Source organism: Glaciihabitans tibetensis (assembly GCF_003003265.1).
GTDB classification, from domain to species: domain Bacteria; phylum Actinomycetota; class Actinomycetes; order Actinomycetales; family Microbacteriaceae; genus Glaciihabitans; species Glaciihabitans tibetensis.
Genome location: NZ_PVTL01000012.1, coordinates 14,606 through 36,520 on the forward strand (window position 1 = coordinate 14,606; position 21,915 = coordinate 36,520).

At 62.1% G+C, this 21,915-nt stretch carries 19 protein-coding genes, 1 pseudogene and 1 other annotated feature; of the genes and pseudogenes, 2 read left to right on the forward strand and 18 right to left on the reverse strand.

Annotated features, from left to right (window positions below):
• Nucleotides 1-136: 136 nt before the first annotated feature.
• The 8 genes from B0I08_RS16725 to B0I08_RS16755 all read right to left on the reverse strand — a co-directional run bounded on the left by B0I08_RS16725 (nucleotide 137) and on the right by B0I08_RS16755 (nucleotide 6,856).
• On the reverse strand, nucleotides 137-853 hold the full coding sequence (locus B0I08_RS16725; RefSeq protein WP_106214951.1) for a response regulator: 717 nt from the start codon (nucleotides 851-853) through the stop codon (nucleotides 137-139).
• The gene (locus B0I08_RS16730; protein ID WP_181243465.1) at nucleotides 850-2,304 is read right to left on the reverse strand and encodes a sensor histidine kinase; all 1,455 of its coding nucleotides are present in this window, start codon (nucleotides 2,302-2,304) and stop codon (nucleotides 850-852) included. Before B0I08_RS16730 ends, B0I08_RS16725 begins: the two co-directional genes overlap by 4 nt.
• Before the next feature lie 19 nt (nucleotides 2,305-2,323).
• Nucleotides 2,324-2,656, reverse strand: a complete 333-nt coding sequence (locus B0I08_RS17940; RefSeq protein ID WP_219905701.1) for a hypothetical protein — start codon at nucleotides 2,654-2,656, stop codon at nucleotides 2,324-2,326.
• 21 nt (nucleotides 2,657-2,677) lie between these two features.
• Entirely contained in the window at nucleotides 2,678-3,571 is an 894-nt protein-coding gene (locus B0I08_RS16735; RefSeq protein ID WP_219905702.1) for a serine hydrolase domain-containing protein, read from the reverse strand.
• Between the two features lie 67 nt (nucleotides 3,572-3,638).
• The gene (locus tag B0I08_RS16740) at nucleotides 3,639-4,205 is read right to left on the reverse strand and encodes a hypothetical protein (protein WP_106214955.1); all 567 of its coding nucleotides are present in this window, start codon (nucleotides 4,203-4,205) and stop codon (nucleotides 3,639-3,641) included.
• Nucleotides 4,206-4,215: 10 nt separating this feature from the next.
• Complete coding sequence (locus B0I08_RS16745) at nucleotides 4,216-4,950, reverse strand: ABC transporter ATP-binding protein (RefSeq protein ID WP_106214957.1); 735 nt, start codon at nucleotides 4,948-4,950, stop codon at nucleotides 4,216-4,218.
• Nucleotides 4,951-5,252: 302 nt separating this feature from the next.
• Entirely contained in the window at nucleotides 5,253-5,939 is a 687-nt protein-coding gene (locus tag B0I08_RS16750; RefSeq protein WP_181243466.1) for an SGNH/GDSL hydrolase family protein, read from the reverse strand.
• A 338-nt stretch (nucleotides 5,940-6,277) separates the two neighbouring features.
• Nucleotides 6,278-6,856: a helix-turn-helix domain-containing protein gene (locus B0I08_RS16755; protein ID WP_106214961.1), complete on the reverse strand. Its 579-nt coding sequence runs from the start codon at nucleotides 6,854-6,856 to the stop codon at nucleotides 6,278-6,280.
• A 377-nt stretch (nucleotides 6,857-7,233) separates the two neighbouring features.
• Here B0I08_RS16755 and B0I08_RS16765 point away from each other — a divergent pair.
• Nucleotides 7,234-8,444, forward strand: a pseudogene (locus B0I08_RS16765) (IS3 family transposase).
• Nucleotides 7,509-7,621, forward strand: a sequence feature (AL1L pseudoknot). Its footprint overlaps the pseudogene before it by 113 nt.
• Before the next feature lie 896 nt (nucleotides 8,445-9,340).
• On the opposite strand, the gene B0I08_RS16770 reads toward B0I08_RS16765, so the two are convergent.
• Nucleotides 9,341-9,883 carry an SGNH/GDSL hydrolase family protein gene (locus tag B0I08_RS16770; RefSeq protein ID WP_181243467.1) on the reverse strand — a complete coding sequence of 181 codons (543 nt, stop codon included), beginning with the start codon at nucleotides 9,881-9,883 and terminating at the stop codon, nucleotides 9,341-9,343.
• A 424-nt stretch (nucleotides 9,884-10,307) separates the two neighbouring features.
• Between B0I08_RS16770 and B0I08_RS16775 the strand changes: the two genes are divergently transcribed.
• A complete protein-coding gene (locus B0I08_RS16775; RefSeq protein ID WP_181243468.1) occupies nucleotides 10,308-11,441 on the forward strand; it encodes an acyltransferase family protein in 1,134 nt (377 codons plus the stop codon).
• A gap of 114 nt (nucleotides 11,442-11,555) precedes the next feature.
• Here B0I08_RS16775 and B0I08_RS16780 read toward each other — a convergent pair whose 3' ends face one another.
• From B0I08_RS16780 to B0I08_RS16820, 9 genes are all read right to left on the reverse strand, one after another.
• A complete protein-coding gene (locus B0I08_RS16780) occupies nucleotides 11,556-12,203 on the reverse strand; it encodes a thymidine kinase (protein WP_106214969.1) in 648 nt (215 codons plus the stop codon).
• Entirely contained in the window at nucleotides 12,203-12,895 is a 693-nt protein-coding gene (locus tag B0I08_RS16785) for a response regulator transcription factor (protein WP_106215069.1), read from the reverse strand. Before B0I08_RS16785 ends, B0I08_RS16780 begins: the two co-directional genes overlap by 1 nt.
• A 10-nt stretch (nucleotides 12,896-12,905) precedes the next feature.
• Complete coding sequence (locus tag B0I08_RS16790) at nucleotides 12,906-13,841, reverse strand: hypothetical protein (RefSeq protein ID WP_146134463.1); 936 nt, start codon at nucleotides 13,839-13,841, stop codon at nucleotides 12,906-12,908.
• Nucleotides 13,842-14,173: 332 nt separating this feature from the next.
• Nucleotides 14,174-15,133, reverse strand: coding sequence for a sensor histidine kinase (locus B0I08_RS16795; RefSeq protein ID WP_181243469.1), 960 nt, complete (start codon nucleotides 15,131-15,133; stop codon nucleotides 14,174-14,176).
• A gap of 293 nt (nucleotides 15,134-15,426) precedes the next feature.
• A complete protein-coding gene (locus B0I08_RS16800) occupies nucleotides 15,427-16,038 on the reverse strand; it encodes an arsenate reductase/protein-tyrosine-phosphatase family protein (RefSeq protein WP_106214975.1) in 612 nt (203 codons plus the stop codon).
• Nucleotides 16,039-16,141: 103 nt separating this feature from the next.
• Nucleotides 16,142-16,675, reverse strand: coding sequence for an LPXTG cell wall anchor domain-containing protein (locus B0I08_RS16805; protein WP_106214977.1), 534 nt, complete (start codon nucleotides 16,673-16,675; stop codon nucleotides 16,142-16,144).
• A gap of 245 nt (nucleotides 16,676-16,920) precedes the next feature.
• Nucleotides 16,921-18,315 (reverse strand): sugar transferase, encoded by a 1,395-nt coding sequence (locus tag B0I08_RS16810; RefSeq protein WP_245884871.1) that lies wholly within the window; start codon nucleotides 18,313-18,315, stop codon nucleotides 16,921-16,923.
• Nucleotides 18,316-18,546: 231 nt separating this feature from the next.
• On the reverse strand, nucleotides 18,547-20,343 hold the full coding sequence (locus tag B0I08_RS16815) for a DUF4012 domain-containing protein (protein ID WP_181243470.1): 1,797 nt from the start codon (nucleotides 20,341-20,343) through the stop codon (nucleotides 18,547-18,549).
• A gap of 164 nt (nucleotides 20,344-20,507) precedes the next feature.
• Nucleotides 20,508-21,914: a sugar nucleotide-binding protein gene (locus B0I08_RS16820; protein WP_106214983.1), complete on the reverse strand. Its 1,407-nt coding sequence runs from the start codon at nucleotides 21,912-21,914 to the stop codon at nucleotides 20,508-20,510.
• Between the last annotated feature and the right edge of the window lies 1 nt (nucleotide 21,915).

The window sequence follows — 21,915 nt, forward strand, 5'->3', positions numbered from 1 at the left end:
GCTCAGGAGACAAGTGACTGGGACAGGCCAGGAAGTCGTCGCAGAGTTCAATCTGAAGTCAGCCGATACCGCAACTCGGTGTGGCCGCGCGACTGACTCGCGTGGTCACACGCACGCGCGACCGACGCGCTTCCAGTCACCCAAACGGGTCAATTACCCCAGACCGGATCCCCCACAGCACGGCCTGCAGCCGGTCCCGCGCGTCGATCTTCTGCAACAGCCCGGCCAGGTGGTATTTCACCGTCGTTGGCTCGATAAAGAGCCGCTCCCCGATCTCGACGTTGGACAGGCCCTCGGCGAGCAGCCCGAGCACGTCCAGCTCGCGCGCGGTCAGCGTGTGTGGCGTCGGCTCGCGTGACGTCGACGTGTGCGGCTGCGACGAGCGCGCCGACTTCGCATCGGCGTTGGCATGGGCGCCGTGCTGCGAGACGCGCTGCGAGAACTCGCGCAGCACCCGCAGGGTCAGCTGCTGATCGAGCGTGCCCTCCCCCGCGGCAACCGACCGGATCGCGCCGAGCAAAATCGTCTCCTCCGCCCCCTTCAGCAGAAAACCCGCAGCCCCGGCCTCGAGCGCCGCGAAGATGTCGTCGTCGAGGTCGAACGTCGTCACGATGAGTACCTCGGTGCTTAACGCGGAGTCCGCGACGATCTCCCGGGTAGCGGCTATTCCGTCCATGTTCGGCATGCGGATGTCCATACAGACCACATCCGGACGGAGCGCCCGAGCCATCCGCACCGCCTCAATTCCATCGCTGGCCTCCCCGACGACGATCATGTCGGGTTCAGCTCCGGCGATCACGGCGACCCCGGCGCGCACAATGGCCTGGTCGTCGGCGATGAGCAGTCTGATCATGAGTCGTTCCTATTATTTTCGAGTGGGATGTCGAGGCGATTACGCCACCCGCCGGTGACCAGTGGCCCCGTGGTCAAGTCGGCGCCCACGAGGTCGGCACGTTCCTCCATGCCCGAGATGCCGTAGCCGCGATCACGGTCGGTACGGGGAGTCACGTTCTTCGAGCCCGCGGTCGACCCCGCGGCAGACCCGACAGAACCGGCAGACCCGACAGACCCGGTCGACCCGGCAGCCGCCCCGGCGCCGGAACCGGCATCGTTGTCGCTACCGGCATCGTTCTCGACCGTGACTCTCACGACCTCCGCCAGGTACTCGACCCGCACGCGACACCTAGCGCCGGCCGCGTGCCGTGCCGCGTTCGCGAGCGATTCCTGCACCATGCGGTACCCCGCCGTTTCCGCGAGCGGCCCCAGAACGCGCGGCTCCCCCACGACCGACAGCTCAACACGCTGCCCGCGCCCGCGCGCCTTGTCCACCAGGTCGGCGATCTTGGCAAGTGACGGAATCGTCGCGGGCTGCCCGCTCGCGCCCCTGCCGGTGCCGTAGGTGCCGTCGCGGCGGCCGTCGCGGGTGCCGTCGCGGGTGCCGTCGCGGGTGCCGTCGCGGCTGCCGTCGTCCGGGTCGTCGCTCCGCAGCAGCCCGACGGTACGGCGCAGATCCGCCAGGGTGGTGCGGGCGTCGCGCTGCACGGTTTTCAGCATGTCCCGTGTGCGGTCCGGGTCGGTGTTGATGAGAGCGGATGCCGCCTGCGCCCCCACAATGATGCCCGACAGGTGGTGTGCCGCGATATCGTGCAGCTCCCGCGCCATCGCGGTGCGCACCCCCGCGAGCTCCCGTTCGACGCTGCGCAGGCGCTCGCGTTCGGCCAGCTCCGCGCGATCCCGAAGCGCCTGCAGCAGCCGTTCCCGGGCGAGCACGTACTCGGCGATCCCGGCCGGCACCGCGTACTGAATCAGCGGACGCGCCACGACCACCGCCAGGATCACCAGCGGCGCAAAGGCCGCTTCCACCGCCATCGAAACAGCGCTGACGACGGCGGTAATCACGCCTCCCGCGCCGATCGTCACGTACCGGGCGCGCCCGTCCCCGCGGCGAACGATCGCGTAGCTGGCCACCATCACGGCCAGGGCGCCGGTGCCGAGCTCGCCACCGCTGGTGGCGAGCAACGCGGCATCCAGCAGCACCACCAGGGCGAAGACCGGTGTCGGCGCCCGGTGCCGAAAGACGAGCGCGAGCGCCTGCAGCGCAACGAACCCGGCATGCACGAGCGGTGGCACCACGCCGTGGGTCGGCTCGGCGGCGAAGTCAGTGATGTCGGCGACCGCGACCCCCTCGACCAGGTCCACTCCGATGTACCCGACGGCGAGCGCGAGAACGACGATCGGCGGCACCGCGGCACGAAGCCGTGATGCCGCCGAAGGCGATCCGGAGTCAGCAGTCACAACAGGCATGCTCCGAGTCAACCACGCGTCACTTGTCGCACAACGTCTCGTCGAGCGCGTCCACGACGATCTGGTACTGCTCCAGCAGCTTCTCCTCATCCGTCTGGTCCACGACCGCCCACGGCAGCGCGGTCACGGCGATGGTGACCGCCGTGCCATCCGGACCCACGGCGTTGCGAGTCTGGGTTCCGGGAATATCCCCACCGAGCCCCCACGCCACCCCGCCGCAACTGAGCGGATAGCTCTGCAACCCGAGCCCGTAGGTCGCCTCCGGCCACAGCTCGTCGCCCGCCGGAACGGTGGTCTGCATCTCCGCGAGCTGTTCGTCCTCAAGCAGCGAACCGTCGAGCAGCCCCTGCATAAACCGGTTCAGGTCGCTCGGCTACGCCACGATCGCCCCGGCCGACCACGCAAACGACGGGTCCATCGAGGTGATGTCGCGCAGCTCGCCGGCCTCATCGAGGTGATACCCCCGCGGGTGATCGCCGCGCAGCGCCATCTCCCCGGGTACGGGCAGATACGTGTGGCGGAGCCCCAGTGGCTCGACGATCCGGGCATCCACCTGCTCATATAAAGGACGTTCCGTCACCCGCTCGATCAGCAGCCCCAGCGTGAGGTAGTTCGTATTGCTGTACTCCCACCTCTCCCCGGGCGCGAAGACGGCGGGCTTCTCCAGCGCCACGTCGAGCATGTCGCGCGGCGAGATATACGTCTCCTGCACGCCAAACGCGTCGGCCGCGACCTGGTCAGCGTATTCCGGCAGCCCACTGGTGTGCTGCAGCAGCTGCCGCACCGTGATCACCGTGCCGTCAACGCCATCGCCCGCCACCAGTCCGGGAAGGTACGTGTCGATCGGCTCGTCGAGCGCAACCAGCCCCTCCTCGACGAGCTGCAGCACAATCGTGGCGACGAACATCTTGGTGTTGCTCGCGATGCGCACCTCGCCGTCCGCGGTGGCCTTCGTCCCCTCCTCGATATTGTCCTCGCCGACCGCAACATCGACGTGGTCGCCGCCTGCCTCGGTGACGGATGCCAGCGCCGCCGGGTACCCCGCATCGACCAGGCTCTGCATGCGCTCCTCGAGCGGGGTCGGTGCGGAGCCGAACGCGTCGGTGCGGCTCCAGGCGCCAAACGCCACGGCCCCGACGGTCAGTGCAGCCGCGGTCGAGATGGCGATGATGCTCAGTCTCTTGCGTCCTGGTGATGCGGGCGTGGTGCTTGAAGGCGTGGTGTTTGAAGGTGTGGCGGATGTCTCGTGCGCACGGTCGTGATTCATCTCGAGTCCTTTCGTGGGGCCAGAACGGCCCGGTTGGGTGAGTCCCGGTTGGGTGAGTATTGAGGGCTCACACATCGCGGCGACGCAAAGCCACCCCGGCCGCAGCAAGGTCGACGCCCGTGAGCGCGATGAGCACCCCGCCCGCGAGGGGCAGTGACAGCCCCGACGCGCCCGTCCCAATCACGGACGTGGCCAGCGACAGCGGAAGCAGCTCCGCCCACACCGGCAGCACCCCCGTGACCAGCTGCGCGACCGACGGCTCCACCACGAGCGGGGTGCCGGTGAGCACAAGGGTGGCGAGCAGTGCCGCGAGGCTGACCACGGCGAAGACCACTCCGGTAAGCAGGCCGACGATCCCCATCGCGGCCGCCTTCGCCGTCAGGATCCGTCCGCGCCGAGGCTGGGCGAGCGCGGTGGTGACGATGCCGCCGAAACGGTAGTCGCTGGTTCCCGCGAGCACGCCCAGCAGAACGATCGTTATGACCGCGATCCCGATCGATCCCCCGCCGCTGGCTGTGCCAAGCGGATTGAGCGCGCTAAGTTGGCCGGACGCGGTGCTCAGGTCGAGCGTCGGAAAGTCGTCACCCAACGCGGCCGCGCCGGGCCCGATCTGTCCGGAGGCGAGTGCCGGCATCACAGGATCATCAGCGCACCGCCGATCCGGCGCCGGTGAGCTCGAGGTAGAACCGCTCGAGATCGCCGTCGTTCGCATCCAGGGCATCCGCCAGGGGCAGATCCGCGACGACGCGTCCGGCCTGCATGATGACGATGTCGTCGGCGATCTGGCTGACATCGGACAGCACATGGGACGACAGCAGCACCGCTCCGCCCCCGTCGGCGAAAGCGCGGATCCGCTGGCGCAGCCAGCGCATCCCGGCCGGATCGAGGCCGTTGGCCGGCTCGTCCAGCACCAGGATCCGCGGCGCACCCAACAGCGCCGTCGCAATGGCGATGCGCTGACGCATCCCGAGCGAGTACCCCGAGATCGGGCGGTCCGCGGCAGCGGTCAGATCCACCTCGGCGAGCACTTTGTCGACCCTGCCGGCGCCCACCCGCGCCTGGGCGGCCGCAACGCGCAGGTGCTGCCGTCCGGACCGTCCCGGATGCAGCCCTCCCGCGTCCAACACCGCCCCGACAACACTGAGCGGATCCGTCAGCTCCGCGTACGGGTTCCCGTGGATGAGCGCGGTCCCGCTGTCAGGAGCGACCAGGCCCAACAGCATCCTGATCGTGGTGGTCTTGCCCGCGCCATTTGGCCCAAGCAGTCCGACCACGCGCCCGCTCGACACGGGGAAGCTGACATCCTCGACTGCAGCGCCGCCGGCAAACTGCTTCCGGAGATCCCGCGCCTCAATGGCTGGTGATGTGAAATTCGTCATGTTCCAATCGTGACGAACGCCCCCTCACCGCACCCCCGCCTCGCGGACGGTCATCCCTCGCCAGAGGGCCAGCGTCCGGACGCGACAAAGCGAATGAAACGAGTCAGCGCCAACCACATCCTGGGCTCCCAAGACGGTAGTTCAGTGTGCCTCAGCGATTATCGGGCTCGCTTCCGGTTCCGGCTCTCGACCGCCTTGCATAGCAGGCGGAGGAACAGGTACGCCAACGCGATAGGAGCTGAGGAACGGCGTCCCGCGCTGTCAAGTTCTTGTTTGTAGCCGACGTCGGCTTGCCAGGAGAGCTAGTCCGTTGCTACCGCCGCCTCAACGATCGACACGAGATGGTGCGCGACTTTCTGGTGTCCGACGAGGTTGGGGTGGTATCCGTCAACGAAATCCGTTTCGAGTTCCAGCCACCCCTCGGCATTGCCGTCTACCCACTGGATATCGTTAGACGCGGCCGCCGCGCTAACACCCGATCGCGAGGAACTCAGTTCGGTTTCGTCGGCAGCGGGTGAGTCGATCACGCCCACGGCAATGATCTTTGCATCGGGGAGCGCCGCGCGAATCTGGGCAAATAGCGCGGATGCTGCTTCCTGAATCTGGATCGTGGTGTAGCGGTAGTCGTTGCTGCTACCTTGCACCACCACCACATCGGGTGCGAACGCAATGAGTTCAGCGGCTCGCGCAGAGAAGGGCTTCTCTGCCGTCGTCGTGTTCTCCTGCAGGTAGCCGGTACCGCCGCCGGGGAGGATAAGGTACGACCACCCTAATTCTTTCGCAGCGATACCCGCATAGCTGTTGTCGCGACCGCCGCCTGCCCCCGCTCCGCCGGCCCATGAGTCACCGATGAAACCAATTTTCTGCGGCTGCAGCGTCTCCTCCCCGGTCGGCGAGGCTATGGGAGCGGTGTTCGCCGACTCGACCGCGATCGCTTTAGCGCGCTGGTTGTTGACGTACGCGAGTCCGCCTACGCTGACGAGAGCCAAGACCAGCGCCGAGAATAGCAGGACCCAAGCATTGCGTTGAGGTCGATTGCGACGTCTCTTGCGTGAACCACCGCGTGATCGAGGGCTGGATAAACGGCCGGAGGACATTAATGTTCCTAGACTGCACCCGGGGTCTGGGGATGCGTTTATGAACTTATCTCACCGGCGCGGTTACCCGGTGGCCCCCATTCGGGAAACTCAGTCAAATCCCGCCCAGCGGCGCGATAAAGGTTTGGGGTCCGGGTGCTAGATCGGAGTAGACGACGGCCGGCGGAGCCAACCACGCATGCTTGAAGGACACATGTTAGCGGCGGCGATTTCGAGTAGTCATTGCAACACTACGGTGATTTTGCCGATTGGTTTGCGGCCCCGATGATGAGGTCTCCCTCCCAACGCCCGGGCACGGCACGGCCTTCGATCTCGGGCGGGCGGTCGGCGATCATGATCATGATAATAGGATCAGCAAACCGCGGCCGGCTCGCGTGGCCGGTGTTCTGGGGTTTGCGGCGGTGCTGCCAGTGCGCAATGCCGCCTGAATCTCTTTCTTCAGCCCGCCCCGCGACTGCAGGTAGAGGGCTTCCAATTGTCTCGGGCGACATAGGCATCTTCTGATCGTCCGGATATTCCTCGATCCCAGCGTGACAGATTTGCCCGGGAGACCAGCGGATCTGCACCTTCTCCTGCACGTACTCGCGTAACCGTGAGCCCTCAACGAGTTTGATCTCTTTCGGCCGGGGTCGCCGCTCGGCGGCAGCGCAGTGCGCGGCGTAGGGCTCGTAGGAACCGGTGTCGGCTTGGTTTCGGCGCAGCTCCCGTCTGATCGTTGACGGAGACCGCAACATGGCCTGCGCAATAGACCGGATCGATGATCCGGTGGCGGATAGGTCACGGATCTTCGCCCTGTCGATCAGCGACAAGTACCGAGCTGCCTCTCCACCAGGGGAAGCAGCAGGCGTTGACGGGCTTCGCTGAGTACAGGCACCTCCTTGTTGTTGTCGAGAATGCGCCCGTCCGGGTAGACGCGGCGGTTATCAGCGGGTTAGATACCTTGGCCCCAGTCGATCGCCGTGCGAATATGCAGGCCGGTGAGCTGAGCTTGTTCGATGCGCGGAATACCGGATTCTCGGAGTCGGAATTACTCCACACGTCGGGCCCGGCTGTGTTTCTTGGCATCGATGCCAGCATCGACGAGCCACTTGTAGCAGGTGGCGGGATGAAGGCCCGAAGCGCGAGCGGCGAGGTGTCTCGCCCCGGGTTTAATGGAGGTTCTTGATCCTTTGGAAGGTTAAGAATCATGGCCAACAAGAAATACCCCGACGAACTCAAAGACCGTGCCGTGCGTCTCGTGCTCGCCGCCCGCGACGAGCCCGGCGGACGCCGCGGAGCCTGCGCCCGCGTCGCTCAACAACTCGGTCTGTCACCCGACTCGTTACGTAAATGGGTCGCCCAAGCCGAGATTGACCGTGGTGTGCGTCCCGGCACGACGACCGATGACGCGACCCGCCTGGCAGAGCTCGAGCGCGAGGTGCGGGAGTTGCGTCGCGCGAACGCAATTCTGAAGAGCGCGTCGGCTTTCTTCGCGGCGGAGCTCGCCCCCCCTCGATCAGATAGTCGACTTCATCGACACCAACAAGCACGAATTCGGGGTCGAGCCGATCTGCAGGGAACTGCAGGTCGCCCCGTCGAGCTACTACGCAGCGCGTGACAGGTCGGCGTCGAAACGCGCGATAACGGACGAGGAGACCGTCGTGAAAATCAGAGACGTGCACACGAAAAACTACGGCGTCTACGGGGCAAGGAAGGTTATGCGCAGCTGAAACGTGACGGCCACCCGGTGGCCCGATGCACGGTCGAACGATTGATGCGGCGCGAGGGATTACGGGGAATCAGCCGCGCCAAGGGACCACGCACCACGATCCCGGGCCCCTGAGCAACCGTCCGGAGGACCTCGTCGACCGCCGCTTCACGGCGCCGGCACCGAACTGCTTGTGGGTTGCCGACATCACGTATGTGCGCATGTTCTCGGGCTGGGTCTATGCGGCGTTCGTGCTCGATGTGTTTTCCCGCCGCATCGTCGGGTGGCAGCTCTCAACCTCGCTGCATACCGATCTGGCATTAGACGCATTGGAAATGGGGCTGTGGACCCGCCGCCGCGAGGGCCGCGACGTGTCGCAACTGACCCATCACAGCGACCGCGGAGTGCAGTACCGGGCTGTGCGATACACCGAACTCCTACAGGCCGCCGAGGCTGTCGCCTCGGTCGGGTCCAAGGGCGACAGTTACGACAACGCGATGGCAGAGGCACTGAACTCGCTTTTCAAAGCCGAACTCGTCCGAAACTTCGGACCCTGGAAAGGCATCGATGACCTCGAGATAGCGGACGCCGAATATGTCGACTGGTACAACCACCGGCGCCTGCACGGCGAGATCGGTCACATCCCGCCGGTCGAAGCCGAGAGCAAGTTCTACACCGACCAACCCGTCACTAGAGAACTAGAGCACTAGAACGGGCATAACCGAGCCTCCACAAAACCCGGGGCTTGACAAGGCTCACTTTTCCGAGGCGCTCAAACGCCTCGAGGAACTGGGCCTTCTCGGCCTCCCGGTAAACCCTCCGCGGCGCGGGCGTGATTGGTGTTTCGGGCGTGCTTTCAACAACTTTCAAGGTGAAGAGTGTTGCGACGTTCACTAGAACCCAACCCATGAGTTGGCAGTTTCCGTGGCCACCAGCTGGCAATTCTGCTGGCCGCCTACGGGCAGTTCCAATTGGACATTGACACACGGATTCGCGATTGTCTGCGATAGTTGCGAAACCCCAGGGCGCCAAAACGTATCGCGATAGATCGAACTGCTTCGAACGTGGCACAACGTGACCGGGCTGAAGAAGAATTGGAGCCGTTTCGCGCTGTCGGACTTCGTGCTACTCCGCAATCAGCGCGGGGCCCTGCGTCGACAAGAATCGAACGAGATACTTGGGCTGCAGTGCATAGTGCCCTGCCTGATGCTCTCGATATCAGACTCCCGGACCTCAATGCCCGGTGCGGATGGAGCAGACACACGCTTACGTGCTGATCGCGTCTGGCGGCCTGGACTCGAGGTCTATATGGGCAAAAGGATCACGGCCGAACGATCTCGGGTCCGGTAGGCGAATGTGGTCGCCTAGGACCCGTGAAAGGATGTCTGGCACAAGCACTCGCCAGGCATGCCATCACCGGATTCTATAGAGGACAATATGACCTCGCACGCTGCCGCTCGCGGTCGCAGCCCCATCCGCTGTGCGATGGCGACAGATAGTCGAGAGCGGGGCATACCCGCTTCGTGGCCACACTCTGGGCAGGTACGAGGAACACCGCTGCCGGTGGACTCTTGCTTTGGTGGCGCTGATTGGAGATTCCTGATGGTCACGGGAGTGGGTTCGCTTTCAACCAGTCGGTTGCGGCCTCCGCCATGATCCGGCTTGCCTCCGGACTCGGGTGAATTCCATCGGGAGAGAAGCCAGGCTCGTAGTGCCCGTCGCTGTCAGCGATCTCGGGCCAGTAGTCGATGACAAAAGCAGAGTTAATTGAAGCCCATTCTGTGATTTGCGCGTTCATCGCGATGGTTTCTGCGGGATAGATATCGCTCGGAGGCAGCGTGCCGAACACCGCTCGAATCCCCTCTCCTTCCAATTCAGTACGGATCGCGTCGAGGTTGTTGATGGTCTCGGAATCGGCACCCGTGATGATGTCATTGGCTCCCGCGAGGATGAGCACCTGACGCGGGGACAGCGCAATAGCGTCCGGTACCCGGGCGAGCACCTGCGCGGAAGTGTCCCGACGAATCCCGAGGTTAGCGACGTATGTGATAGGTGAATCGTCTTTGCAGCCAAGGATGTCGAAGTAGGAGTTATTGGCCCCGACGTTGACCAACGCGTTTGTGTTCCCCGCTGTGATCGAATCGCCCATGCCCACAGTCGCGTTCGCATTATCGGAAGTGCCACCCGCGATGAAGCATTCACGGTACTTCGTGACCGCAGCGACAGCCTCGCGTGCCGCGCCGCCCGGGGCGGCTATCGCGACACCAAACAGGACTAGGGCTGCTAGTACGACAGCAAGGGTGATCAACTTACGCCGACTTAGGCGCGCAGTGCTGCGAGTCATCGCGAGGTCCGAACTGCGCCCAGGGTCTAGGGGCACTTACTGAGCATATCTCCGCTAACGTCCTCCTAAAAGGGGACCCTCGGCCCCATTTCGGGGCAGAGGGCGAGCCACTCGATCAGTGATGTGCGCGCGGCCTCCATTCGACAACATCGAAGCAACCTCCGAGATCTGCGGTTCGCGATCGAGGTTCACGCGTGGTCCGTCCGATAGGCTCGCCCCGGGGGTAAACATGGACCGACTAATTTCACTGGACGGGCTGCGTGGGGTCGCATCACTCGTCGTCGTCTTCACCCACATCATGCTCACGTCGGAGCTCTTCGCCGGCGTAGCGCTGCGGGGCGAGTCAGGTCCACCGCCCTACTCGCTGCAATGGATGATTACCTACAGCCCCTTGCACCTCTTCTGGGATGGAACTGCCGCGGTCGCGATTTTCTTCGTGCTCAGCGGGCTAGTGCTCACGCTTCCGGTACTTCGGGCCGGAGTGAGAGGTTTCTCGTGGAGGGTTTACTACCCAAAACGTCTTCTGCGACTTTATCTCCCAGTGTGGGTGGCGGTTTTGTTCGGGACCGTACTGGCGACGGTAGTTCCCCGGGTAGCGGATGGTTCTCTAGGTTCTTGGCTCAGCTCGCGCCCTGATCCGAGCATGGTCGGCATACTAAAAGACTTAGCGCTCATTGGGGGGCCGTCAGATGTCATCAGCCCCCTCTGGACTCTGCAGTGGGAAGTCCTATTCTCGCTCCTCTTGCCCGCCTATATTGCGTTCGTCGTGGTTCTACCAAAGTGGTGGATCGCGAAGTTGCTTGCGGTGATCTGCATTGTCGGGATCGGCGCGGTAACGGGAACGGAATCGGTTGTGTACATGGCCACCTTTGCGATCGGGTGTCTTTTCGCGAAGGCCTTACGTCGGATAGCCGCGTTCGTAGCGGTCCTGCGTACCTGGACCTGGGTGGCGCTCGCCGCAGCTATTGCCACGATGATGTCTCTTAGATGGATCGTTCTCGCCTTTGATGGGTCGGAGTTCCTCCTCTCATTGGCACGGATATTCGTCATTATTGGCGCTGCTGGCGCTGTCCTTCTCGCGGCATTCTGGCCACGAGCGGTGCGACTCCTGCAATCTCCCGTTGTGACCGCACTCGGGCTGATCTCTTTCAGCCTCTACCTTGTACACGAACCGATCGTGCTGGCGATCTGCTATCTGTTTGGATCGCAGTTCTCGTGGTTTGCCGCGCCAGTATCGATCGCCGCCGCGTTTGCGTTCTATAAGCTTGTTGAACGACCGAGCCACCGGCTATCTGTTGCTGTGGGCAAGACGGTGTCCCGCAGAATCACCGTGCGAGGCATAACGGCCGATCGCACCACTTGACCCAATCTTCAAGCGCGCTAATCGTGTCGTCCTTCAAGCGCGCTAATCGTGTCGTTGCGATCTTGTGGCTCCTACCAGGCCATCGCCCCCAAGCACCTGCGCGCGTACCCATATCTACAAGAGTCTTCGCAGCTCCGTGGCGTGAGTCAACGAGGCGCGTCCCAGCACCCCGTTAGATTCCTCGAGGTAGCAGGCGCCGCACAGCGATTCGTAGGTGACGTCTTCACCATCGATGGCGACCTGATCTCCATCAAACACATACGCCTCTCCGACTCGACGGGCATTAAACACGGCCTTCCGTCCACAGCGACAAATCGTCTTCAGTTCCTCAAGCGAATGCGCAACTTCCAGCAGCCGACGCGATCCAGGAAACGCGATCGTCTGGAAATCGGTACGGATGCCATACGCGAGCACCGGCACCCCGTCAAGGATGGCGATGCGCAGAAGATCGTCGATCTGTTCGGAGGAAAGAAACTGCGCTTCGTCGACGAGGAGACAGCTGACGTCTACGCCTGTCGTAGAGAGAACGCGCGCTCGCTCCGAAGCGAAAGAATCCCGCAGGGAGTCTGTCGGAGCGACGGTGAAATCGACGGCTCGGGATACCCCAAGGCGGGAGACGATGAGCGACTCCCCCTTGGTGTCGACTTCGGGCTTTGCGAGGAGCACCTGTTGGTGACGCTCTTCGTAGTTATAAGCCGCTTGCAGCAGCGCCGTGCTCTTGCCGCTGTTCATCGCTCCATAGCGAAAGTAAAGCTTTGACACTATTTGAGGTACCCATCTTCTGCTGCGCGGCGGATCAAGTCCGCCTTCTTACTTGCTGGACGATCTACCTTCGCGTACTTTTCGCGCACGCGCCGCAGGTAGGTCTTCGCCGTCTCGTATTGAACGCCCATTGCGGCGCCGACTTCGACCGTACTCAAACCCGACACGTACAGGCGAAGCGCTTCCACCTCGCCTGCGCTGAGCTTCGGTGCCTGCTGTTTCATTGCCCCGCCTGGAAGCGGACGCCAGTCTTTTTGTAGCCCTGGATCACTGGCAAGCCCCATCACAGCGCGAGCGACAACCATCACCTCACGCATCGAGCGGGTCTTCGACATGAACGCAGCTGCTCCCGCAGCCATCGCTCTATCCTCGGATTCCTGCGAATCTAGGCTGGTTAGTACTATGACCTTCGCTCCGGCAGCACGGCAGGTGCGAACCCGGGCCTCAATCGATACCGGCTCTTTCAGCTGAAAGTCGAGAAAAACGAGGTCGGTTGGAAAGTTTTGGCTATGCACCAGCTGCAGCCAGCTGCTCGCGCTGAGCACGAGGTCAAAGTCGGGGGCGTTGGCGTAAATCCAGCTGCTAAGGCTGTCTAGGAGCACCTCGTGGTCGTCCAGCAGAGCGAGGCGTATTCTTTTGTTCGGTGCCACCTGCGGCGTCGACGTTCCGGACACGGTCGAGCTGGGATGCATCGCGCCGCTGCTAGTGCCCATACGAGAACCTTAGTGTCAGTTTGAGCGCAGAGCCGGACGAGTCCATGATCACGTCCTGCCAGGGAAATGCTCGCTGGGTCACGGTCAGCAGGTGGCCGATCGCTCGCTGCACTGACCACCGAAGCGATGGTCCGAAGGGCCACTGTTTGAGCGAGCTGTTCGCGCGCTCCGGTGTTCCAAATATTGCCTCAATCAGGAGCCGTTTGTGCCCACCTGGCAGCACAGCAACTGCGGCTGAAAACCTACTCGCCAGAAATTCGGGGTGGGTAAATATCGCGCCCAACAGAGCGCGTATGGCGGTGCGCTGCTGGAAGTCCATCGCATCCGACAGCCGCGCGTCGTCTCGCACTGCGCTCTTCCGGATACCCTCGCGCCCAGCCACGAGAAAATTGGCCGCATGCGCCGCGATAACGGCGTCTAGCCAGGTACGGTTCGCCTCAGCGACCATGATCGAGCGCGCTATCGCGGCTACGCTTGCGGCATCGCTGGCGTCGGGCGCCGAGATGGAGTCGCGGTTAAGTATTCGCTCCAGCAGTGGCATCACTTCCCCGTTGAGCAGTCTGACTCGCTGCGGCTTCGCCAACATTGTCGGCGACGCTTCGCCTTCGTCACCCTTCCCGAAGCGAAGCGCAGCAGCGCGCCAGCGAGCCCGCGATTGCGTCGCGGCGTGGGCGTAGGCCGCGCCTGCCAAAGAAAGAGCAACCACGGGAATCGCCGCGACTATAGCGAAAGTGATGGGCGACAGGGGCGTCGCGAAGTACACGCTTTGGTACAACGCCAGACCGGCGACGAATGAGCCGCAGACCGTTCCCGCCAGAACGAGGTAGCGAGTAGGTCTGTATGGTGACATCGCGACCAGAACAACTCCGAGCGCCAGGTGGCCCCAGTCGTCGCGAAGAAACTCGTTGCTCCGCCACTGAGACATCGCCGCCAAGAAGGTGGCAACACAAGCCAACCCCGCGATGAGAAAGTGTTGCCGCCCCGAAATTCCGGGAAGCGAAGTGCGCGATGCAAGTACTAGTAAGACACAAGACGCGGCCAAAATTGTAAGGGCGAGAGCCATCAGCCACAACTCGTCGATGTCGTGCCGTCGTAGCGCGGTCATCACGAGGGCGAGAAACAACGCGAGCGCGGCTGCGCTGATCGTAAGTGGGCGGGAGGCCCGGGTGCCCAGCGGTTCGATCGTTCGCGAGCTGGGTTCGACCGTGGTTTGTCGCTGTCGAACTGACGCCACCAATTGGCGACCACTTGCCGTACTCACGATGCAGGCAATCTGAGCATCACCGATGTGCCGCGGCCCGGAGCCGACCACACGCGTACCGATCCCCCGACATCCTCCACACGCCGGGCCACCGATTGACGCAACCCCAGCCGGTCGGCACTGGGACTCTCGAGCACGAATCCCTTGCCGTCATCAACGACCATGACGGAAACCTCGGTCTCCGATCTCGCCAGAACAACTTCAGCACGTCCGGCGCCGGAGTGTTTCATAACGTTGACGAGACACTGCTGGACCGCAAGAGCCAGCGCGGCCTCGCGCGCGGCGGGTAGGTCGGCAAGCGCCGCCACGTCTCCAGTGACGTCAATTTGCAAGCCAAACTCACGGGCCGATGAAACGGTTGCCCAGAATCCGTTCGAGTCCTGACCGTCCTCTGCACTTCCTCCATAAACTGCGTCGCCGTCGAAGAGCCATCTCCCACCTCGCAGTAAATCCAGATCACGCTGCAGCTGCACGCGTAAATCCGGCGCTAGCCTTCCCGGAACCGCCACCGCAACGGCGGACAAACCGCTCAACACTGTGTCATGCAGTAGCGCCGAAGCACGCATCTCTGCTCGCGCATCTTCCTGTGCCGCGCGCTCTTCACGAGCTGATCCATAAACCCGTTCCCGGGCGCGAATGTGCCGCCTACCCGCTGCCGCCGACACGACCCGCAGAACGAGTACAGAGGCCAGCGCACCTATGGCGGTCAAATCTAGCTGGAGAGCTCCGCCAGAGAGCAGAGTCGCGCCGCCGACGCTCACCTCCGCCACGAGAAACCCTACGACTGACCAAAGCAAGGATGGCGCAAGGCTCCGGGACGGACCGCTGAGCATGATGAGTGCTATCTTCACCAGCATCATCGGGTAGGCGCTGGATGTGTCGGAGTTTGGAATTTGGGAATTCACGACGGCAGCGACAACAAACAGGCAGTCTCCTCCGAGCACGAGAAAGACCATAGAGTTAGTGGTCGTGCGCGACCGATCCACTCGGACGAGGAGCACTCCGAGGACGATTATCGCGACCAATGCCGGCCACAGCTCGCTCCGCGGGAGCGTAACCTGCAGGGTCTCCAGGAGGAGGAACGCTCCTACAACGCATGTCAGCCCGACCGTGTGGGTTGCCTTGGCAAGCGACCGATTTGTAGCGCCCGTGACCGCGGGTGTTGGGGACGCGAAGCGCATTGTGCCCCTCCCCCGTTCGCCCAGCTTGAGTCGAGTTTATGTCACGGGAAAAGGCGCAAATGTCCGCGTTAGCGTCGGTACTTGAGGATCTCTACAGCAAACGCGATTCTGTCCACTGCGTCACTAATCTGAGCACCAGAAAGATCGTATATTTCTTGCGGCCGGCGGTACGGGTCAATGACGTCGTCGTCGTCCGGCGTAGGCGGCGCCTCGGCGTAACCGCGCTGTGCAGCCAGAATCGGGACGGCTGACCGCAATGTATCCGCCAGCGAAACCCCCGGCCCCTGAGTCAGCGGTCTCGCCTCGGCATCACCTTGGTAACTCTCCATGAGCCGCGCAAACTCGCGCAGCGTGAATGTATAACGGCTGGCCCGAGGGAGGGTACGCACGATCTCGCTGCGATGTTCACGCGTCAACGCGATCACGACGTCGGCAGCTTCGACAAATGCCCGCGAGAGCTGCTTTCCCGAGTGTTCTTGCGGGTCCCCCCCGAGCCGGCGAGAAATATCGGCAGCCTGCTCTGGCATCGGCGCCCCGACGAGCGCTCCAGTTCCCGCACTTGCGAACGCCACCGATTCTGAACCGTAGCGCGCTCGGAATACCTGCTCCGCGATAGCCGAGCGGCAAATATTCCCTGTACATACGAAGAGCACGCGGAACTGTTCTGAAGACAACGACATTAGCCCCGGGCCTTTCCCATACAAGGTCTATCGAATCACAACAACATTAAAAAGGAGAGGGCCGCCTCTCGGCGACCCTCTCCGTTGAAACTGAACTAGGCTACTACGCGGTCTTGCTGCTACGACGAACGAACGCGAGAACCGACACGAGGCCAGCTCCGAGGATCAGGAGTCCGCCACCGAACCATACGTAAGGCGTCGCGTCGACGCCGGTGCTGGGCAGCGCGCCCGAAGCGTTGGCGGCAGTGTCAACAGGTACCCCAGCGAGAACAAACGTCTGCACGTCGTAGAACTCTCCAACGATCACTTCGAGCGTGTAGACGCTGCCGACGGGCGCGCTTGTCGGAAGTTTGATAGAGAAGTCCAGGTCGCCGGCAGCGTCAGTCGTCACAGAAGTAACGAGCGTGGACGCGGGCGTGATGACGGCTTCCTCGAGTGCAAGCTCGCCGGTGAGCGACGCAGTCCCGGTGGTGAACGGGTCCTCGTCGGTATCGTCAGCCGAGTAAGTGATGGTTCCGCCGGGCGCAACGGTGTTGCTCGTTACTTCGCCTGTGTAGTCCGCAGCGAAAGCTGAGGTCTGTGCGCCGAGCACGAGTGCTCCAGCAACGATGGCAGTTGCAATAAGTCGTGTCTTCACGTGATCCCCCTAGAAATCAAAAAAGGGGATTATCAGCGCGCAAATCATCGATGATATCCCCTGCTATTACGTCCACTATAGGGCAAAGGTCGCAGATACCTAGGAAAAGTTACGTTACGGGTAAGTTAACTCTCCCCCGCAAGGGGGGGTGCCGACCGCGATAAACAGCTCCCCACCGGGCCAGAACTCGAAGACCTGGAGGCGGATTGTATCCGCCGCACTGTGACAAAAAACTCGCGCCGAGACTAGTACGCGCCATCGCGCGCCACCACTGCCCGAGCTGTGCGCCACAAAATTAGCAAATCGCCGGTGATCGACCAGTTCTCAACGTAGTAGAGGTCGAGCCGGACAGTGTCCTCCCAGGACAGGTTCGAGCGCCCGCTAACCTGCCAGAGGCCGGTGATCCCCGGCTTGACCAAGAACCGTCGGTGAACGTGGTGTTCGTATACAGCGACCTCGCGGTCAAGCGGCGGGCGCGGGCCGACTAACGACATGCTGCCTGAAAGAACGTTGAAAAGCTGGGGTAGTTCATCGAGGCTGAAGCGGCGTAAAAAGCCACCAATCGGCGTCACCCGCGGGTCGTTCTTCATCTTGAACATGACGGTGTTGCCCTCGGCCCGATCGACTTCACCCAGCTCCGCGAGTCGTGCTTCAGCGTCAACGACCATCGATCGAAACTTCAGCATCTGGAAGTGCTCTCCGTTAAGACCCACGCGGTCCTGCTTGAAGATCACTCCACCTGGCGTCGATAGACGAACTCCTAAGGCTGCCGCTATCAGTACAGGTGAAAGTACCGCAATGAGAATGCTGGAAGAGACAATGTCAAACGCTCGTTTTGAGAACCGCTTCAGCCCCTCGTAGCGCGGCGTTTCGACGTGAATGAGGGGAAGGCCGGCGACCGGCCGCATGTGGATTCGGGGCCCGCCCACATCCGTGAGGCTGGGCGCAAGCACCAGGTGCTGGCGACCCGGTTCCAACGACCAACTTAGCTGGCGAATACGTTCCGGCGGCAGTTCGTCACTGCTTGTCACAACGACTGTGTCTGCACCCGACGCCTCCATCGCTGACTGAAGCTGGTCGAGGTTGCCTGATACCGGGATGCGGCCGTAAAGATACTCGCCGATCGCGTCGCCCGGAACGCAGGCGCCAACTACGAGATAGCCAGCCTCGGGCAGCCTAAGGAGCTCCCGTGCGATTGCAGTGACGCTCACGCGCGAACCAACGAGAAGCACACGGGAGCTGTACAACCCTCGGGCGCGCTGGGCTGAAAGCCACTGCCTCCACATCCATCGGCTGGCGAGCAGTGCCAAGGAACCGATCGGGAGCGCCATAACGATATATCCGCGCGCGAGATCGAGCTGGAACAGAAAGGCGATGATGGCGACGATGCCGAAAAGTCGAACTGTCGCGTCCACGAGTCTTTTGTATTCGTTGGTCCCGGTGCCGATCACGCGAGAGTCGCGGGTTCCGAACATCGCCAGTATCGCAGACCAGCTAATAATCAGCACGACCGAGATCAGAGTGTAGTTAAGGCCGAAACCACCGGTGTACTGGCCAACATTCAGTTCCGAGCTCAACGTTCCGAACCATGCAATTTGAGTTCCGATCACAGCCCAAACGATGACCACAAAGTCGGTCACCGTAAGCCTACGCGCGAACAACCGCGCCCAATCCGGATTTGAACTAGTCTCGCCGCTCACACGATAACCAGCAGCTTTTGAATCCCCTACCGCAGTCATTTAATCCCCCCAAAGGAACCTTATCGGAGGTCATCGTGAACATGCTCGTAGTCGAGATGGAAGCTACGCCCCGTGCGGCCACGCCGTCCGAGGGTCCGCTCAATATAGGCCCTCGTCAGACGCCGGTGGAAGTCAGGCTCCGGACTCGTTCTCATCTTCGATTGGCGCTGGGGCGACGCTATCGCAATCTAGATAGTTGTCGAGCGATGATTCAACGGGACCCGTCATCGGGGTGTGCTGGAGCGCGACAGCCTCCGCGGCTCCCGCCGGGCCAACGAACTTCATCGAAACGACCGATGCCTCGCCCGGCGACAGCTCAACAGTGATGCCTGCCACGGAATGAGCGTCATGTTCCGCTGCGACGAATGCATGTTCTTCGCCATCGACAGTGACGCTGAACGGCGTCGAGTTCTCTGGGGCATATACAAATACGTTGGTTCTGATATTGCCGGGTTCCACCCCAAACGCGCCATCGCCCGTCACATATGGAGGCAGGCTAGTAGCAGCGTCCAGGGGCGAAGAGGACGAAAGCCGGACCTTCACCTCGAAGTTCGGTCGCTCGTCGTTCCGGCATACTCCGGAGGCGATTGCAACAGCTCCCGTGAGGTAATAATCCATCTTTGCCCCGGTTGCGTCATTAAAGTACACGCCAAATCCGGTTGAGGCTTCTGTGCTGACAGGCACCGCCCCGGCCACGGACGTGCCCAGCAGCTGCGCTTGCTCGTTGTCATCCGCACTCCAAACGTGTATGCGGTTCTCATCGGCGCCTCTTGCGAGCGATTCGACGAGGGTTCGCGCATCAGCACCCCCCCGTGTGAAGGACTCAAAAATGTTCCCGGTCGCTTCAGCAAAAAACGCGTCCTGTTGCGATGGACCCTCAAAGAGAGAATATGCCTCACTCAAAAACACGTCAGCCGCATTCTCCGAGGTGAGAGTGATCCCCGAACCAGCGTCTATGTCACCCGTTGCCGCGAGGAGATACCCGAGAGCGACTGGGTCGACCGAAATTACCCCGTCGACGCTTTGGCCGGTTTTCTCTAGCCAAATAGCCTGAGCCAGCTCCCCGCTCCGAGCAAAGTCCGGAGTGTAATTGACGTCGTGCATATAAGTCGCCAGCCCGTCGCCGTACAGCGTTTCTTCGGCGACCGATAGATCCAACACGGGCTCAGCTAGCTCTCCGAGCGCTGACGCGGACGACAGCGTTCCGAGCTGCAGCGCCCCCTGGTCGGCCTCGATAACCGCGATCGCCCCCGGAAGACCGCCGGTCGCACGCAGTTCAGCGTTGTTCAGCGAAAGCAGGAGGTAGCTCCTTGGACCCTCGCTACCGAGCATCGACGGAAGCAGCGACGCCGCGGTGTCAACCCCGTCGATAACTCCCTTCGCCTTAGATACCAAGTCAACGATCTGGTCAACCGCGCTACCTATCTGCGGGATCGTATTTTCCGTCTTTATGAGCGCAGCTGATTCGTCGGCCGCATCCAGGGCCACCCTAGCTTCTCCGAGCATCGGCTGAGCAGCTGAAAAAGCCTCTAGTTCGAGCCGCCCGTTTACCGGCTGCAGGGTCTTCAAATCGAACGTCCCCGCGAGCTCGGACAACGGCGGCAATGCACCGTCCGCCAGATCAGAAACCAAAGAAGCTGCCTGTCGAAAAGCGACTAGATTTTCTCCAATAAACGGCGTGAATTCGGCCGCACGCCAGATCGGATCGGATGTGAGCGCCTTCGCGTTTGACGCGCGCGACTGCAGCTCGTCCAGATCCGCTGTGATGTCCGCGCCATCCGACAACACTTGTGAACCAACTCTGCTGGCAATGGGGACAGCGCCCAGTAGCTCATCTCGCGCCATGATCGCCCGGGCCAGTACCCAGACGAAAGAGAACACCAAGATAACGGCGAGAGTGGCTATGATCCACCGCATGGAAATCCGCATTGTGCTCGTCTTTTGCTGATGCCTCGAGCCCATTGGATCCATCCCCACTACCGTTTTTGACCTGAGATTAACTTACTGCCCCAACCAGCCGGTCACGGATCGGTCGCTATCCTAAGCAGAACGGTCGACCCGCGCCGGTGGCACCCTAAGCGGAAAACCCCTGACTAGGGAGTCGAACTCCTCAAATAATTTCGCAACGCCTCGCGAGCCTCTCGTGGTCTGAACCCAACCACCTCTAGCTTTGTCAGATTCAAGACACTGTGCGTCGGTCGGGGCGCAGCACTTCGCTCCGAGAAGTACTCAGTCGTCGACACTCCAGCCACCTGCGACGGATCCTTACCAACGAGCTCAAAGATCTGCTGCGCGATTTCTGCCCAGCTATGGGAAGGCCCATCATTCGAGAGATTGTAGACGCCTGATTCGGGGCGTGCAGCAAGCAGGTGAACGATTCCAGCCGCAATGTCGTCGGCAAAAGAAAGGCGACCGTACTGGTCGTTCACGACCGTTGGGCTGACATCGCGCGCAGCAAGCGAAGCCATCGTGCGAACAAAGTTGTTGCCGTCACCGATGACCCAACTAGTTCGGACAATGTAGTGGTCAGGCACTGTAGACACGATCGCGTCCGCCGCCGCCTTGCTCTGCCCATACACACCCAAAGGCGATAGCTGTTCTTCTTCTGTGTGCACTTCCGTCGTGCCATCGAACACATAGTCGGACGAGATGTGCACGAGCGTCATTCGATTGGCGGTGGCGACGCGGGCAAGTAGCGCCGTCGCCGTGACGTTGATTTCCCAACATGCTCGGCGACCGTCGGGAGTTTCCGCGACATCCACTGCGGTATACGCGGCGGCGTTGATGATTGTGTCGTACGAGCCCCAGTCAAAGGTCTCGTATGCAGCCGCGTCAGTTATGTCGAACTCGCTGCGGTCGACCGCGCGTGCGTTTGGCAAGATCGAGACCAGCGCGCGACCGACTTGGCCGTTAGCGCCGAGGATGAGCGTCTTCTTGGCCGGCATGGGCGTTACGTCAGCGAGACGGGGGTGAGCACGGTCCTTGTCCGAGAGAGCGGCATCTACCAGAGATATTGGCCACGCGATTGCGGCGGTCTCGTCGGCCAGGTTGAGGAAGGTGTATCGGGTCTGCGCATCGGCGCTCCAGTGGTCATTGACCAGATAGCTGTACGCCGTGTCAGGTTCGAGAGTCTGGAAAGAGTTACCGACTCCGCGAGGAACGAATATAGCCTTCGATGCGTCCAATTCGGCCGTGAATACAGCGCCAAACGACGGCCCTTCGCGCAGGTCGACCCACGCGCCGAAGATCTTGCCGGTCGCTACCGAGACATACTTGTCCCAAGGTTCGGCGTGAATTCCGCGAGTAGTTCCGACCTCTGTGTTGAACGAGATGTTGTTCTGCACCGGCCCGAAGTCGGGCAACCCAAGCGCGAGCATTTTCTCCCGCTGCCAGTTCTCCTTGAACCACCCGCGGTTGTCACCGTGAACGGGCAGTTCGATGACGAGCAGCCCGGGGATGGGCGTCGAAGTCGCTTCGAGTGTCTTGCCGACCTGCACCATG

Coding starts and splice junctions, on each gene's coding strand:
- B0I08_RS16725 (WP_106214951.1), bottom strand. CDS start 853: ATGATCAGACTGCTCATCGCCGACGACCAGGCCATTGTGCGCGCCGGG.
- B0I08_RS16730 (WP_181243465.1), bottom strand. CDS start 2,304: ATGCCTGTTGTGACTGCTGACTCCGGATCGCCTTCGGCGGCATCACGG.
- B0I08_RS17940 (WP_219905701.1), bottom strand. CDS start 2,656: ATGCAGGGGCTGCTCGACGGTTCGCTGCTTGAGGACGAACAGCTCGCG.
- B0I08_RS16735 (WP_219905702.1), bottom strand. CDS start 3,571: ATGAATCACGACCGTGCGCACGAGACATCCGCCACACCTTCAAACACC.
- B0I08_RS16740 (WP_106214955.1), bottom strand. CDS start 4,205: ATGCCGGCACTCGCCTCCGGACAGATCGGGCCCGGCGCGGCCGCGTTG.
- B0I08_RS16745 (WP_106214957.1), bottom strand. CDS start 4,950: ATGACGAATTTCACATCACCAGCCATTGAGGCGCGGGATCTCCGGAAG.
- B0I08_RS16770 (WP_181243467.1), bottom strand. CDS start 9,883: ATGGGCGATTCGATCACAGCGGGGAACACAAACGCGTTGGTCAACGTC.
- B0I08_RS16775 (WP_181243468.1), top strand. CDS start 10,308: ATGGACCGACTAATTTCACTGGACGGGCTGCGTGGGGTCGCATCACTC.
- B0I08_RS16785 (WP_106215069.1), bottom strand. CDS start 12,895: ATGCATCCCAGCTCGACCGTGTCCGGAACGTCGACGCCGCAGGTGGCA.
- B0I08_RS16790 (WP_146134463.1), bottom strand. CDS start 13,841: ATGTCTCAGTGGCGGAGCAACGAGTTTCTTCGCGACGACTGGGGCCAC.
- B0I08_RS16795 (WP_181243469.1), bottom strand. CDS start 15,133: ATGGTCTTTCTCGTGCTCGGAGGAGACTGCCTGTTTGTTGTCGCTGCC.
- B0I08_RS16800 (WP_106214975.1), bottom strand. CDS start 16,038: ATGTCGTTGTCTTCAGAACAGTTCCGCGTGCTCTTCGTATGTACAGGG.
- B0I08_RS16815 (WP_181243470.1), bottom strand. CDS start 20,343: ATGCGGATTTCCATGCGGTGGATCATAGCCACTCTCGCCGTTATCTTG.
- B0I08_RS16820 (WP_106214983.1), bottom strand. CDS start 21,914: ATGGTGCAGGTCGGCAAGACACTCGAAGCGACTTCGACGCCCATCCCC.